General features: G+C 62.3%; 13 protein-coding genes, 3 tRNA genes and 1 pseudogene. 12 read left to right on the top strand and 5 right to left on the bottom strand.

All coding sequences use genetic code 11. The features are described from left to right. Positions 1-476 (top strand): dihydroxy-acid dehydratase (locus J0L98_RS18950; protein ID WP_296413482.1); only part of this gene is annotated, 476 nt, incomplete at its 5' end. A gap of 85 nt (positions 477-561) precedes the next feature. On the opposite strand, the gene J0L98_RS18955 is transcribed toward J0L98_RS18950, so the two are convergent. Next, the gene (locus tag J0L98_RS18955) at positions 562-1,047 is read right to left on the bottom strand and encodes a GNAT family N-acetyltransferase (protein ID WP_296413484.1); all 486 of its coding nucleotides are present in this window, start codon (positions 1,045-1,047) and stop codon (positions 562-564) included. 15 nt (positions 1,048-1,062) lie between these two features. Then, entirely contained in the window at positions 1,063-2,115 is a 1,053-nt protein-coding gene (locus tag J0L98_RS18960; protein ID WP_296413485.1) for a hypothetical protein, read from the bottom strand. A 557-nt stretch (positions 2,116-2,672) separates the two neighbouring features. Between J0L98_RS18960 and hypF the strand changes: the two genes are divergently transcribed. The 3 genes and pseudogenes from hypF (at position 2,673) to J0L98_RS21675 (ending at position 7,409) form a co-directional block, all read left to right on the top strand. Further along, entirely contained in the window at positions 2,673-5,063 is a 2,391-nt protein-coding gene (hypF, locus tag J0L98_RS18965) for a carbamoyltransferase HypF (protein ID WP_296413487.1), read from the top strand. A 390-nt stretch (positions 5,064-5,453) separates the two neighbouring features. Continuing rightward, positions 5,454-6,527 (top strand): annotated as a pseudogene (locus tag J0L98_RS18970) (FIST N-terminal domain-containing protein); the annotation flags it as partial. A 45-nt stretch (positions 6,528-6,572) separates the two neighbouring features. Continuing rightward, positions 6,573-7,409 (top strand): methyl-accepting chemotaxis protein, encoded by an 837-nt coding sequence (locus tag J0L98_RS21675; protein ID WP_365955116.1) that lies wholly within the window; start codon positions 6,573-6,575, stop codon positions 7,407-7,409. A gap of 170 nt (positions 7,410-7,579) precedes the next feature. On the opposite strand, the gene J0L98_RS21680 is transcribed toward J0L98_RS21675, so the two are convergent. Both J0L98_RS21680 and J0L98_RS18980 read right to left on the bottom strand, forming a co-directional pair. Further along, positions 7,580-8,407, bottom strand: a complete 828-nt coding sequence (locus J0L98_RS21680; RefSeq protein ID WP_365955112.1) for an SH3 domain-containing protein — start codon at positions 8,405-8,407, stop codon at positions 7,580-7,582. Between the two features lie 326 nt (positions 8,408-8,733). Next, entirely contained in the window at positions 8,734-9,165 is a 432-nt protein-coding gene (locus tag J0L98_RS18980) for a thioesterase family protein (protein WP_296413489.1), read from the bottom strand. A gap of 131 nt (positions 9,166-9,296) precedes the next feature. Between J0L98_RS18980 and nikR the strand changes: the two genes are divergently transcribed. From nikR to J0L98_RS19000, 4 genes are all read left to right on the top strand, one after another. Next, complete coding sequence (nikR, locus tag J0L98_RS18985) at positions 9,297-9,791, top strand: nickel-responsive transcriptional regulator NikR (RefSeq protein ID WP_296413490.1); 495 nt, start codon at positions 9,297-9,299, stop codon at positions 9,789-9,791. Between the two features lie 87 nt (positions 9,792-9,878). Continuing rightward, positions 9,879-10,694 (top strand): nickel transporter, encoded by an 816-nt coding sequence (locus J0L98_RS18990; RefSeq protein ID WP_296413491.1) that lies wholly within the window; start codon positions 9,879-9,881, stop codon positions 10,692-10,694. Between the two features lie 721 nt (positions 10,695-11,415). Further along, positions 11,416-11,763 carry an energy transducer TonB gene (locus J0L98_RS18995; RefSeq protein ID WP_296413492.1) on the top strand — a complete coding sequence of 116 codons (348 nt, stop codon included), beginning with the start codon at positions 11,416-11,418 and terminating at the stop codon, positions 11,761-11,763. Between the two features lie 40 nt (positions 11,764-11,803). Then, the gene (locus J0L98_RS19000; protein ID WP_296413493.1) at positions 11,804-12,421 is read left to right on the top strand and encodes a LysE family transporter; all 618 of its coding nucleotides are present in this window, start codon (positions 11,804-11,806) and stop codon (positions 12,419-12,421) included. Here J0L98_RS19000 and J0L98_RS19005 read toward each other — a convergent pair. After that, positions 12,415-13,233, bottom strand: a complete 819-nt coding sequence (locus J0L98_RS19005; RefSeq protein ID WP_296413494.1) for an HDOD domain-containing protein — start codon at positions 13,231-13,233, stop codon at positions 12,415-12,417. The two genes, J0L98_RS19000 and J0L98_RS19005, sit on opposite strands and share 7 nt — an antisense overlap. Before the next feature lie 117 nt (positions 13,234-13,350). Between J0L98_RS19005 and J0L98_RS19010 the strand changes: the two genes are divergently transcribed. From J0L98_RS19010 to J0L98_RS19025, 4 genes are all read left to right on the top strand, one after another. After that, a tRNA-Tyr gene (locus J0L98_RS19010) sits at positions 13,351-13,435 on the top strand. Between the two features lie 71 nt (positions 13,436-13,506). Beyond that, positions 13,507-13,580 (top strand) — tRNA-Gly (locus J0L98_RS19015). Between the two features lie 13 nt (positions 13,581-13,593). Then, positions 13,594-13,668: transfer RNA gene (locus J0L98_RS19020), tRNA-Thr, on the top strand. A gap of 65 nt (positions 13,669-13,733) precedes the next feature. Then, positions 13,734-13,956, top strand: a 223-nt coding sequence (locus J0L98_RS19025) for a GTP-binding protein (protein WP_296413495.1), incomplete at its 3' end; no start/stop codon positions are given.

Below are 13,956 nucleotides of genomic sequence, written 5' to 3' on the forward strand. Positions count from 1 at the left end.
AAAGTCAGGAAGATGCGGTGGCAGGCATCCTCGCCGATCAGATTGTGGCGGGTGACGTGGTGGTGATCCGCTACGAAGGCCCGAAGGGCGGGCCGGGCATGCAGGAGATGCTCTATCCGACCAGTTACCTGAAGTCAAAGGGCCTCGGCAAGAGCTGCGCGCTCCTCACTGACGGCCGCTTTTCCGGCGGTACATCGGGTTTGTCCATCGGGCACGCCTCGCCCGAAGCAGCCTGCGGTGGTGCCATCGGGCTGGTGGAGGAGGGGGACGTGATCGAGATCGACATTCCCAATCGCAGCATCCGGCTTGCAGTGCCCGACGCCGAACTGGCCCGGCGCCGGGTTGCGCAGGATGCGCGGGGCTGGAAGCCCGCCAACCGTGTGCGCCACGTATCGGCGGCCTTGCAGGCTTATGCTGCCCTCACCACCAGTGCCGATACCGGTGCCGTGCGGGATGTGACCCAGGTCCAGCGTTGAGTTCCTGCCACCCGTCCAAATGAAAGAACCCGGCTTGAGCCGGGTTCTTTCATTTGGACGGGTGGAAAGGGCTGGATTTCAGGTGCTACAGCTTCTTCTCCATGAAGAGTGCTTTCCCCATGGCCGGGTCGAGCTGGTAGCCCCGAAAACCAAATCCCTCGTAGGCGAGGCGCGCGCCGGTATTGCCTTCGAGGACTTCCAGCGTCAGTTTGCAGCAGTCTCGCTCCCGCGCGACATGTTCCGTATGGGCGAGTAGCGCTTTGGCAATGCCCTGGCGGCGGAAGTCGCTATGCACGACGATATCGTGAATGTTGAAAAGGGGGCGTCCGGCGAAAGTCGAAAACCCCTCGACGCAGGTGATCAGCCCGGCTGCCCGATTGCCCACGTAGGCAATGAAGCTCACGACTGTGGGGCGTTTGCGCAGCTCGGCAGGCAGGCGGGCACGCAGTGCGGCAGTCATGGCCTGACCGCTGCCGCTGGGGCCAAGCATGTAGTGATCAAGCAGGTCGAGAAAATCCGCCGTGCAGACAGGGTCGTTGAAATCGACCGGCCGGATCGCTGGGGGAGGCATAGCTGTGGTTGCGTCCTAGTGGATCAGGGACAGGGTGTAGATGAACCCTGAGGTCAGGAAGGTCAAGACCAATACAACTGCACCACCCGCGGCAAGGATGGGCGTGTAGCTGACAATCGCGAAGTGCCGACCGCATTTGCGGCAGCGGAAATACTCGGTGAAGTTGATGCCGGCAAAGCGGTGCGGGTGCATGCGCGAAGGACGTACGTCAAGGCTCTTGCAATGGAGGCAGTGGGGGCTCGCGGGCCTGGTCAGTGCAAAGCGGCGTGCCGGCCTGCGCTTGGGCGGATCCTGGCCCGGCGTGCGCGGAGAGGTGCCTTCCGTAGCGAGAGCAGGGATTTCGCTATCGGGGCCGGCGCCCTCGTCAGCCTTCTTCAACTGACGGTTTATCTGTCTGCGCCGAAACAGGAAAAAAGCGAAGCCGCCTGCAATGAAGGCAACAAAAACGGCGAGCCCGATGGTGACGTAGGGGCCGATCACGCCCCAGACGGATGCCAGATTCGGGGTGGTCAGGCTAGCTGATGTTGTTTCGATCTTGGCGGACTCTGCTGTGGCACCCTTGAGTTGCTTGAGTTTCTCGTGGCCATTCCATGCGGCATCTGCTGGAGACATGCCTGCACGGGCCAGCAGAAGGGCGTCCTCGAGAACGAAGCCTGCTTCCCACCAGGCAAGGCGATCATTCGGAGTAAAGCCTTCCCGCTTCCATTGGCTCGGATCGGACTGGTCCAGCTCCGACATCAGGCTGCGACTGGTTTTGGCAGAATCGAGCCATTCCCTTGCCTCGTCCGGATCGAAGCCCTTGTCCGACCAGGTGCGGGCCACAAGGGGGGTGAAGCCGGCCCGCTTCCAGTTGGCTGCCTCGTTCGGCGTGTGGTTGTAGGTCTGCCATTCACGCGCTTCCAGAGGCGTCATGCCGGTGTTTTCCCAGCGCGTGATCTTTGGGGGCGCAGGAAGTGCCCCATCAGCGGTGGGGCTGCTACCCTGCACTGTGGTCTGTGCCGGGGTGGATGGCGGAGTCTGCGCAAGGGCAGGGGTCGCGAACAGGGCGAATGCCGAAACGGCGGTCAAGAATACTTTCATGATCCTTGCAAGATAAAACAGCAGGCTTTCAAACGTGTAGTGGAATGTTTTCCATCATGCGACAAAAGTCATGCTGTTGTTGTCTTTCAGTGACTTCATATGCCTGACTGGCGCATTTTCATATGGCGCTCGCATTTGCATGTGGTCTTCTCCGGGTACAGCCCCTTCCAGACCGTCGAGTCTCCCGGGAGGCTTGCTCGCCAATCGGACCGGGAAAAGCGTATCGTAAGGACGTCCAGGCCTGACGGGGCCGTTTCTTGGAGTCTGAGCGTACTCGAGTTGGCATACAGTGAGTGCTTCCGGATTGTCCGGGAACTCGCCCCTTCCGGAGTGCGATGGTACGGGATGTTAGTGCAGAAGTTGCTGTCACGGTGTTGAGATATGCAGAAGAACTATAGTGGCAAGGCTGGTCGAACTTTCGTCAAGGACCGGCAACCAGGTCAGCGCCTGGAAGCCGCGACGGACGTTGAGGCGTTTGTGTTGCGAGTGTGCTCGCGCCAAGGCAGCATTGGTAGATGCAAGCTTGGAATGAGAGTGAGCAACCCATGTTGATGCTTGTCGATCCAACCCGAGTCGCCCGACGACTGCGGGTTCGCGGCGTGGTGCAAGGGGTGGGTTTTCGGCCTTTTGTGTATCGCTTTGCCACGCATCTTGGTCTCGCCGGCTGGGTGCGCAACGATGGCGGCGGCGTGGAAATCGAGATCCATGGCAGTGAGCCGGTGCTTGACGCCTTCACCCAGTGCCTTGCCACGGAGGCGCCGCCCCTTGCCCGGGTGGATGTGATCGAACCTGAGGTCATTCCGCCCGACCTGTCGTGCAAGGGTTTTGTGATCCTGCCCAGTGTGGAGGGCGCGGTGGTCACGGCTATCGGCCCGGACGTGGCGGTGTGCCCGTCCTGTCTGGCCGAGCTGTTCGACCCGGATGATCGACGCTGGCGCTATCCCTTCATAAACTGCACCCATTGTGGCCCGCGCTACACGATCACCCGGACGCTTCCCTACGACCGGGCACGTACCAGCATGGCCGGATTCAAGCAGTGCCCGGGTTGCGAGGCCGAGTACGGTCATCCGGGAGACCGGCGTTTCCATGCTGAGCCCAACGCTTGCCCCGCGTGTGGCCCTCATTTGGGCCTTTTCGAGCCCCACGGCGTGCGTGCCTTGGCCCGGGACCCCGTGGCCGAAACGGTGCGCCGTCTGAAGCTTGGTGAAATAGTCGCAATCAAGGGTCTGGGCGGTTTTCACTTGGCCTGCGATGCGTCGCAACCCGATAGTGTTGCGCGTCTGCGCGCGCGCAAGCGGCGTCCTCACAAGCCCCTCGCACTGATGTGTGCAAATCTGCCCAGCGTGGCACGCTGGGCGCAACTGTCTGCTGCCGAGGCGGCAAGCCTCGAGAGTCCCGAACGACCGATCGTGCTGCTTGGCAAGCAGGCTCATTTCGATGCCGTTTTGCCTGGAGTGGCTCCGGGGTTGGATGAGGTCGGCATGATGCTGCCCTGCACCCCGCTGCAGTATCTGTTGTTTCATGAGGCCGCCGGCCGTCCTGCCGGCATTGCCTGGCTGGCCGATGCCCAACCCCTCACTCTGGTGATGACCAGTGCCAACCCCCATGGGGAGCCCCTTGTGCAGGGGAACGACGAGGCCTTTGAGCGTCTGGGCGAGATTGCCGATGTGTTGCTCATGCATGATCGGGACATCGTGGTGCGCTGCGATGACTCGGTGCTTCGCGTGCGGCCCGATCTGCCCACGGGGCCGGGAGTGAGTTCGGGCGGTGGCATCCAGTTCATGCGCCGCGCCCGGGGTTTTACGCCGCTCTCGCTGCCCCTGACCGACGTGGGGCCCACCGTACTGGCCTTCGGCGCCCACTTCAAGGCCAGCGTGTGCATTGTCCGTGGCCGGGAGGCTTTCCTTTCCCAGCATGTCGGCGGGCTTGACAACCCGGCGGCATGTGCAGCCCTTGATGAGGCGGCCGAGCACCTTCAGACCATTCTTGCCGTGCGACCCGAGGCGCTGGCGCACGATGCTCACCCGGACTATTACTCGACCCGGGCGGCACTTGCCCTGGCGGAGCGCCTTGAGATTCCCGCCATACCGGTGCAGCATCATCACGCCCACATTGCGGCCGTTTGCGCCGAGCAGGGGATCGATGAGCCGGTGCTTGGTCTGGCGGCCGATGGGGTCGGGCTGGGCTCCGACGGCATGCCCTGGGGAGGGGAGCTCCTGCACGTGCACGGGGCTGTATTCCGGCGTCTGGGGCATCTGAGCCCGCTGCCTCTGCCCGGTGGAGATCGTGCCGCCCGTGAGCCTTGGCGTATGGCCTGTGGCGTACTGCATGCACTTGGGCGTCGTGAGGAGGCGATCGAGCGTTTTGCGGCCCGCCCGAACGTTGAGCAGGTGCTTGGCATGCTGTTGCGCGGAGCGCGCTGTCCGCCAACCACGAGTCTTGGCCGTTGGTTCGACGCGGCTGCCGGGCTGCTGGGCATTTGCGAGGACATGAGCTTCGAAGGTCAGGCAGCCATGCAGCTTGAAGTGCTTGCTCGTCGTTTTGGTGCGTGCCTGCCCCTGCCCGGGGGGTTTTACATCGATACCCGGGCCCAGAGTGGTTTGTCTGTGCTCAATCTCTATCCCTTGCTCGCGCAGCTTGCCGATGAGGATGATGCCGCTCGCGGTGCTGCCCATTTTCATGCCACGCTGGTGGAGGCGCTTGCCCAGTGGATTGGTGATGCGGCTCATGCGGAGGGCATTCGCCGTGTGGTGCTGGCTGGTGGCTGTTTGCACAATGCCTTGCTTGCCGCAGGTCTGCGTTACAGGCTGCTGGCGCGCGGGTTGCATGTCTGCGAGGCGCAGCATGCGCCTCCCGGAGATGGTGGGCTTGCATTGGGACAGGCTTGGGTGGCCCGAGCGGCCCTGCGTCAAGGGTCGGTCGGCGGCAGGGACTAAGAACGCATTCTTCCTTTCGTCTGCGTGAAATCAACGCTGACTCTGGTGCCGAGCCGCGTGCAAGGCGGGTCATACGGCAGCGCAAATCACTCATTCTGTAAGTGTGGATCCGTCGGGACGCGCCTGCCGTAAGTACTCCCTTCTGGCGAAGTTCTGCGGCTACGCGATAGGGCGCTTGGTGCAAGTGCCTGTATCAAAAGGGGACAGTGTCATTCGGGCCGCTGCGGGGCTTTCTGCAAGATGGGGTCAATATTGTCGTTTTGCGGCCGATAAGCGCCCACGGGCCCGTTTCGAGGCTTGCTAGGAGACATCAGAGTGAACCTGTTCAAGCGTTTGCGTAGCGCGCCAGCACCCGGCGTAGAAGTCCTGCAGTGCAGGGCGTCGGAGATCGTGACAACCCTCGCGTCGACGTCGCTCTCGCCCACCTTCATTAGTGGTTATGTATCGCCCCATGTGGACATTGACGCCATTGCACGTGCTGTCACTGCGCGCTTTCCGGGCGTGCCGGTGATGCTGTGCTCTACTGCCGGAGAGCTGTGTGGTGACGGCGAGAGCCTTTACTGTCGCACGGGCGATAGCTGGGACCGCGTGGTGATCCAGTGCTTCGATGCCTCTCTCGTGGCCCGCGCCCAAGTTGTCGCCGTACCGCTGGGGTGTGAGGATCTGCGTCGGGGGCTGCGGGAGGTCTCTGCCAAGGAGCGGGTGGACCGGATCGCTCGGGACATCCTGTCCGTGCGCGTGGATTTGGATATCGATTACCGGGACACGCTGGCCTACATCCTCTTTGACGGTCTATCGGCGTCCGAGTCCTTCTTCATGGAGGCGCTCTATGATTCGGGGCGCTTTCCGTGTTTGTTTGTGGGAGGGTCCGCCGGTGGCAAGTTCGACTTCAAGAATACGTGGATTCACGATGGCAGCCGACGCTTGGAAAACCATGCCCTGATTGCATTTCTCAAGGTGCCCAAGGGGGTGCGCTTTGGTGTGCTCAAGAGCCAGAACTTCGTTGCTGATGGCCCGCACTTTCCGGTCATCGGCGCGTCGTTGGAGCAGCGCTATGTAAGCCAGGTGATCGATGCGGAAGGGCGCATCGTGCCTTTCGTGGAAGCCCTCTGCGCCCATTTCGGCTGCCAGCCAAGGGAGCTGGAGGCCAAACTGGCCGACTATTCGTTTGCGATCCAGGTGGGCAAGGAGATGTACGTGCGTTCGGTCGTCAACGTCGATCCGAGCGCAGGGAGGGTGAACTTCTATTGCGACGTCTCGCCCGGGGAAGATCTGATGCTGGTGCGCCGCACCAGCCTGATTCAAAGTACCGAACGGGATTTTCGAGCCTTCATGGCGGACAAGTCAGGAGCCCCCGTAGCCGGCATCCTCAATGATTGCATTTTGCGCCGGTTGTATAACGACAAGGAGCTGTCGAGCGTTGGCTCCGCGCTGCCGTGCAAACAGTTGGCTGGTTTTTCGACCTTTGGGGAAATCCTCGGCCTCAACCTGAATCAGACGCTTACCGCGGTGTTTTTCTTCCGCGTGCCGGAGGGGACACCTTTCCGCGATGACTATGTGGACAATTTTGTAGCCCACTACGGTGAGTTCAAGGCCTTTTTCCTTCGTCGTCAGAGTGCCAAGCTTGCAGGCCTGTCGCGGGTCATTGTGAAGCAGATCGCCGACTATCAGTCGGAGGTCTTCGAGAGTCAGCTTGATCCGTCCAGTTTCGACGACAACATTGCTCTGGTCGTGAATGGTTTGAACACCTTGGGCCATACGCTTCGACGGTCCCATGATATTCGTGACGAAACCGCCCGGCAGTTGGAGTCCTGTGCCGGCGATCTGTATGCCTCCGTGGGTAGCCTTACCGGTCATATCGACGAACAGGGAAGGGTGGTGCATGCAGCCAGTGACACCGTCGGTGAGCTGACACGGAATGCGGCTGATGCCGCGGGCAGCGCTCGTCAATTGGCGGATGCCAGTGGGCGTATCCAAGGGGTCGTTGAGGTGATCCAGCAGATTGCGGACCAGACCAACCTTCTGGCGCTCAACGCCGCCATTGAAGCCGCCCGTGCTGGTGAGGCCGGTCGGGGATTCGCCGTGGTGGCCGATGAAGTGCGCAAACTCGCCGAGAAGTCCCGTACCAGCGCAGGCGAGATCGGTGCCGATATTTCGACCCTGGCGCGCGAGATCCGCAGAGTTGCCGGAGAGATCGAGCGTCAAGCAGGGGATGTCTCAAATCTTTCAGGATTGTTGTCCGACATTGAGGCCTTCAGTGGCAAGACGGCTGGCACGGCCGATCACACCAAATCAGTTGCAGATACCCTCAAGCGCCTCACAGGGAGCCAGCGGGGGCTTGCCTGAACAGCCCTGGTCCACTGTCTTCCGGGGACGGTAGGTTTGAGCCGTCGTGCCGACAGCGTGACACGTGGTGTCCGCCCTCTTGGCCTGTGCCGGGGCCGGCGTGATTTCCGGATGAGGTGGAGGGAAATAGGGCGATCACCCTGTGTCCGGGCGTGTGCGGCGTTGCGGCCCTATCGGTGTCCGCCGAATCGATTTTCTGGCCCTCGCCTCTGGCCGTTGCCGCTCTCTCCGCGCATCTCTCCTGCTGGAGGAGGAGCGCGGAAACGCGAAGGTGGCTCGGACGGAGCGCGCGGGACGTCCATGTGCGGCGCCCCGTGTCGTGGTGCGTGTTGCGACGGGCCCCAGCCTCCCGGGATTGTCGGTGGGGTTGAGCCGGTGGGTGGGGAGGGCGGTCTCGGTTCCTGACTGGGGGCACGATCAGGGCGGGGCGGATGATCGTCTCTGTGGCCTTCCCGGCTCCAGCCATCGTGCCAGCGAGGTTCCCCGGCATAGTCTCGGCTTGTGTGCCATTCCGGCTGCCAGCCCGAAGACGGTCCTGGATGGCGATGGATTGCCGGGGGAGCGGGTCGCCAGTGATGGCGGTCGCCATACCAGGGGCGGTCGCGGTAATGGTGGAACCAGTAGTCGCCAATGATGAAGCCGACCACCGGGATCCCGAAAGAGGGGCCGTACTGGATCAGGGGCAGGGGCTCCCCCGACCACCAGAGGCTCAGCGTGCCGCTCCAGACCCAGCCGCGTAGTCCATGGGGCGTTATCACGTCACACCACTGGTGACCCTGGAGGCAGCCTGTAACCTCGACTTCAATTCCGGCGGGAAGCAGGGAGACCTGCGGGTACTCAGGCCCGGGGCCGGCATGCAGGGGGACGGGGTCGGTGACATACGCCGGGTGTGCTTCTGCCGCCACGGGCAGCACTGCGGCAGCAAGAGCCAGGGCGCGGAGCAGGATAGGCAGGGGCATTATGGATGTACCGGAGACCGTGGCCGGGTGGGAATACATTGCGATGGCCCATTAACGCCCCCGGGCGGGAAAAGGACTGACGCGGGACTGTAAGCATAGATTTCGCCGGGCGGGAAACCTGTCCCCGGGCTTGTCGGCACCGGCAAGCAAGCTCTCGTGATCGGTCGGGTGTCATGTCCTGCCGTTTGTCGGCCGGGGCAGGGGAAAGCGTTCTTCAATCCGGATGATGTCGGAGTTGAGAAAAACAGCGACGGACGGGTTGCCAGCGCCCCTCGCCCGGCCGGGCACCCTCTTATCCTGCGCTTTCCTTGGGGCCTCCGCCGATGCCGAGGTTCGCGGAAGTGTGGGTTGTAACGTTTGGCCGCTCAGGACAAGCCTGCGGTCCGGGCTTTGAACCGGGTGGGAACACTGGCGGGTCGTTTGGCCAGGTAGTCGAAGAAGAGGATGCCGGTCTTGCCCCGAGCAACTTCACGGCCGCTCACTTTCTCGGTGGCCTGCCAGACGAGGTCGCAGCCATATTTGTTGAAGTCTGCTGGCGCCAGGGCGAAAACCAGGGTTTCACCATGAAAGGCCTCGGACTTGTACTGAAGGGCAGCGTCGGCGACAACGATGCCGACGCCCTCCACGTTCAGTTCGGTGTAGCCGAGACTGTTGAGAAAACGAACTCGGGACTCTGATACGAGGCCGACCAGTGCCGCGTTGTCGAGGTGGTGACCGTAATTGATATGGCTGATGTAGATGGGAATCTCGGTCGAGAAGACGAAGTGTTCGGGAAGGTCGATGAGGATACGGGCCATGGTGTCCTGCGCAAGTGTGGTTTCAGTGAGTCCCGAGATTATCGCAGCCTGTCTGGCCCGGGTTCTGAGCAATTGCGGCCGTTCCCGGCCGCGGGCAGAATGGTTCGACTGTCTTGACCCTGGAGCTGCCCGTGGAGCGATTTACCATATCCCTCGATGAAGACCTGGCCCGGGCCTTTGATGCCCTGATTCTGGCCCGGGGCTACTCGAACCGTTCGGAGGCGGTGCGCGACATCCTGCGTACCCACGTTGAAGCCAGCCGTTTGGCACGGGAGGACGCGCCCCACTGCATCGCCAACCTGTCCTACGTGTACGACCACCATGAGCGCGAACTGGCCGAGCGGGTGACACATGCCCAGCATGAGCATCATGATCTGTGCGTGGCGACCCTGCATGCCCATCTGGATCACGACAATTGTATGGAGAGCGTCATCCTGCGTGGAGCGACGGGTGCCGTGCGGGCATTCGCTGAAGCGCTGATGGCCAAACCCGGGGTTCGTCACGGCGCCCTCAATCTCGTCACCGCAGACTGCCGCAGTACGCCCCATGTCCATGCGCACGATGGGCGACCGGGGGCTGAGGGCGCGTCTTCGGTGTCCCACGTGCATTACCGGCCCAGAAGCTGACGGTTGCCGACTGCCCGTTTCAGATTTGGCATGGCGGCTGTATGAACTAAACTACTAACTTCATACTCGCCTTCCGGATAGATGCCCGTGCACGATCTTCCCTCCGATAGCTTCGCGTTCGCCATGCTGGTGTTCATGCTGGGGTTGAAGCATGGCTTCGATGCGGATCACCTCGCCACCATTGATGGTCTGACCCGCTACAACGCGCCCTTCCGACCGCGTCTGGCGCGCTTCTGCGGGAGTCTGTTCTCCATCGGGCATGGTGTGGTAGTCGTGGCTATCGCCATCGGTGCGAGCCTGCTGTCACGGGGCTGGGTTGCGCCAGAGTGGCTGGAAAGCACGGGCACCTGGATATCGATCAGCTTCCTGGTCCTGCTGGGGGTGCTTAATTTGCGTGCTGTTTATGCCGCTCAGCCCCATGAAATGGTGCGTCCTGTCGGCCTAAAGGGGCGCTGGGCAGGGCGTCTCGGGCGGGCTGCCCATCCTTGGGGGGTCGCGCTCGTGGGGGCCTTGTTCGCCCTGTCGTTTGACACCGTCAGTCAGGCAGCGCTCTTTGCAATGGCCGGTGTTCAGGCGGGGAGCTGGGGGCTGGCTGCAGGCCTCGGGCTGACCTTCATGGGGGGAATGCTCCTTGCCGATGGAATGAACGGTCTGTGGATCGCCCGCCTGATCGCGCGTGCCGACACCACGGCTCGGATTGCCTCCCGCGTGATGGGGCTGGCAGTGGCTGGCATCAGCTTGCTCGTGGCAGCCTGGAGCGTAATGCGGATGCTCGCACCTTCCCTTGATGCTTGGGGTGAAGGGAAGGCGCTATTTCTCGGGCTGTCAGTGATCGCCGTCATCTTCGCCAGCTTCTTGATTGGTTTGCGTCTGGGGCGCGCCGCGGTGGAAGTGCCGGGATGACCGGAAATCTCTGCTCCGTCGGGCGGTCATGGCGTCGATGGTGAGCGGATGGCCTCGTCAAGGGTTGAGATGCCCTTCAGTTCCCCACGAAGCGGGAACAATTAGGTACGATCCGTACCCTTGGCCTTGAGCGTCGGCAATTCGGCCATGCGTTTTGTCCGGCATGGGCCATTCGGTTCCGAATCATCGGCGCTCCGCGTGATGGCACGGTAAGCGGCCCCGTCCTGTTGGATCCGATCCACGATTCCCTTGAAGTCCACGAGTATCCCTGTTGTCGTCAATCGCCTTGAACGCGGAAACAAGCCCAGCTGCGCGTACTCATACGCTTGAGTCTGCAATGATGAATCGGGCGTTGGTGAATGCGTTAGGGCTGTCACTCCTTGTCCACGGTCTTGTGCTGGGGTTCGGGGGCAGGGTGCGTGCGCCCGTGTCTGAGTCGCCGCGCCTCCTTGAGGCCAGGCTTGTTGCTGAACCTCCCCCTCCCTCGTCACCTGAGCCGCCCCGCTCCAAAGTAGCGCAGCCCGTTGCCCCGGCCACTGAGCAGGTCCACCGCACCCGGTTATCACACACTGCGGCCGTCCCGCGCCCCGCGCCGACGCCGCGCCCGATGGTCAACCAGGGTGCTGAACCAACTGTGCCAGTGCTCGTTGCGCCTCCGTCCTCGCCGAGCGCGCCGGCGACTGCCGACGTATCCGAATCTGCCACAACGACGGCGCCTGTCGTGTCGAGCCGGGCGGGTGCCGGGCCGTCCGCCGGAGCGGGGTCGGCAGCCTATTCGCCACCGGGTTTCGGCGCCAGCTACCTGCACAATCCCAAGCCGAGCTATCCCCTGATGGCACGTCGGCGGGGCTTGGAAGGTGTGGTGCGCCTGGACGTTCGGGTATCCGCCGAAGGAATTCCAACAGGCGTGAAGATACGAGAAAGTTCGGGGCATGAATCCCTTGATGAGGCGGCCCTGATAGCGGTCTGGCACTGGCGATTCTCGCCGGCCCGTCGTGGCGGGGAGCCCGTCGAGGGGGCCGTGGTTGTTCCGGTGAGGTTCAACCTGGAAGGCGACATCGGCGGTTGAGCCGATGGAACCATCAATCTGACTATATCTGGAGCACGAAATGTCCTTGCACCTGTGGTTGGGCTTCCTCGCCGCGACGCTCGTGGTTGCGCTTTCGCCGGGGCCGGGCGCTGTGTTGAGCATGAGTGTAGGGATGCGTCATGGCTATTGGCACGCGCTGAAGGGTATTGCCGGCCTGCAGACGGCGTTGCTCATGCAGTTGGCCCTGGTGGCAATGGGGCTGGGGGCGCTGCTGGCGGCGTCGGAAGCTGCCTTCATGGCGGTAAAACTGGCCGGGGCGGGCTATCTGGTCTGGCTCGGAGTCCGGAAATGGAATTCCCGGGTGGAGGAGGGGGATCCTGCCCTGGAGCCCGATGCTCCCGAAGGGTTTTACCGGCAGGGCGTCCTGGTCAATCTGGGCAACCCGAAGGCCATCATCTTCATCGCTGCGCTCGTGCCCCAGTTCATCAACCCTGCAGAGCCGCAACTGCCCCAGTTCCTGATCATCGCCGGCACGACTTGCACGGTCGATACCATGGTGATGTCTTGCTATGCCCTGCTCGCCAGCCGTCTTCGGCGGGTTACCGCCACGTCACGAGCTGCGCTTCTTCAAAATCGCATTTTTGGTGGGCTGTTCATCGGTGCAGGACTGTTCTTGGCGGGGAGCTCCCGTCACTGACTCTCGGGGCGGCCGGCGATGCTGGCCAGCTCTTCAAGTGCCGCTTCGTTCAGAGAAAGTTCCGCCTCCACCATCTCGGCCCAGTCGATCCAGTCGGGCGACACGCCGTCGCGAAGCCGTCTTCCGACGGCCAGCAGCATTGCCAGGCGCTTTGGTGCATCTGCGAGGCGCCCCGCTCCCCGGGGGTCATGATGGGCGCGGATCGCGTCGCACACATCCGGTGGGAGTTTCCAGTTGCGGGCAACAAGATAGGATGCTGCCGCATGGTCCGTGCCGCTAAGCACATCAAGGGCCCTCGCCCCCGCCTCGAGTGCCTCACCCCGGGAATGAAATAGGCCGGCGTGCTCGGGATTGCGTTTGAGAACGACAGCGATCCCTGCGTCCTGCATCAGCGCCGCGAGATAGGCTGCATCGGCCAGCGCCTTCGATGGTGTCTGGCGACAGGCTGCATAGCTCAACTCCGCCGCTTTGGCGCTGGCAGACCAAAGCGCTTCCACTGCCGTGGCGTCAAGGCCGTTGAACTGGCTCCGCAGCGCCGTGCTCGCGGCGGTTGCCATGGTGCGTGTGCGCCCGAGCATGCTGATGGCTTCAAGTGCCGATCGTGGAGCGCTGCGAGGGCGAAAGACGGGAGAATTGGCTACGCGCAACAGGGCGCCGGTGATTGCCGGATCCTGGCTGACAGCGGCAGCCAGCTCTTTTGGCCCGGCATTCTCATCCGCCGCGGCTGCCTGCAACCGGACAAATCCCGGCCCCGGCGCTGGAAGTACCACGCCACTTGCCAGTACTGCTTCGATGAGCACGTCCTTGTCCATATGCGCTTTCCGTTCCGCCTGTCGTCCAAATCGACATTACAGCACAGGCCAGAAGACATTTTGAAAAATGCGTTTGACAGTGCGTATCCGGCTACCTATAATGCGCGCTTCTCGCTTGGAGGGGTTCCCGAGCGGTCAAAGGGATCAGACTGTAAATCTGACGGCACTGCCTTCGAAGGTTCGAATCCTTCCCCCTCCACCAACCGGTTTGGCAGTGCGCTCCGTCCATGGGTTTTGTGGCGGAGTGGTGATTGTGAGTCGTGGCGTTGTATAGCGGGTGTAGCTCAATGGTAGAGCAGAAGCCTTCCAAGCTTATGACGAGGGTTCGATTCCCTTCACCCGCTCCATTGAGTGTGTGAGGCCCATGTAGCTCAGTGGCAGAGCACTCCCTTGGTAAGGGAGAGGTCGGCAGTTCAATCCTGCCCATGGGCACCACCGATCTGGTGCGGCAGATCAAGATTAGTGTTCCGATTTCCTGATTTTTTTGCGGGGTTGATGAAATGGCTAAGGAAAAGTTCGAGCGGAAAAAGCCGCACGTAAACGTTGGCACGATCGGTCACGTTGACCATGGCAAGACCACGCTGACGGCTGCGATTACGACCGTTCTGTCGCGCAAGTTCGGCGGCGAGGCCAAGGCCTACGACCAGATCGATGCGGCGCCGGAAGAGAAGGCTCGCGGCATCACCATCAACACCGCGCACGTCGAATACGAGACCGAGAATC

This window comes from Zoogloea sp., from assembly GCF_017302315.1.
Lineage (GTDB): Bacteria > Pseudomonadota > Gammaproteobacteria > Burkholderiales > Rhodocyclaceae > Zoogloea.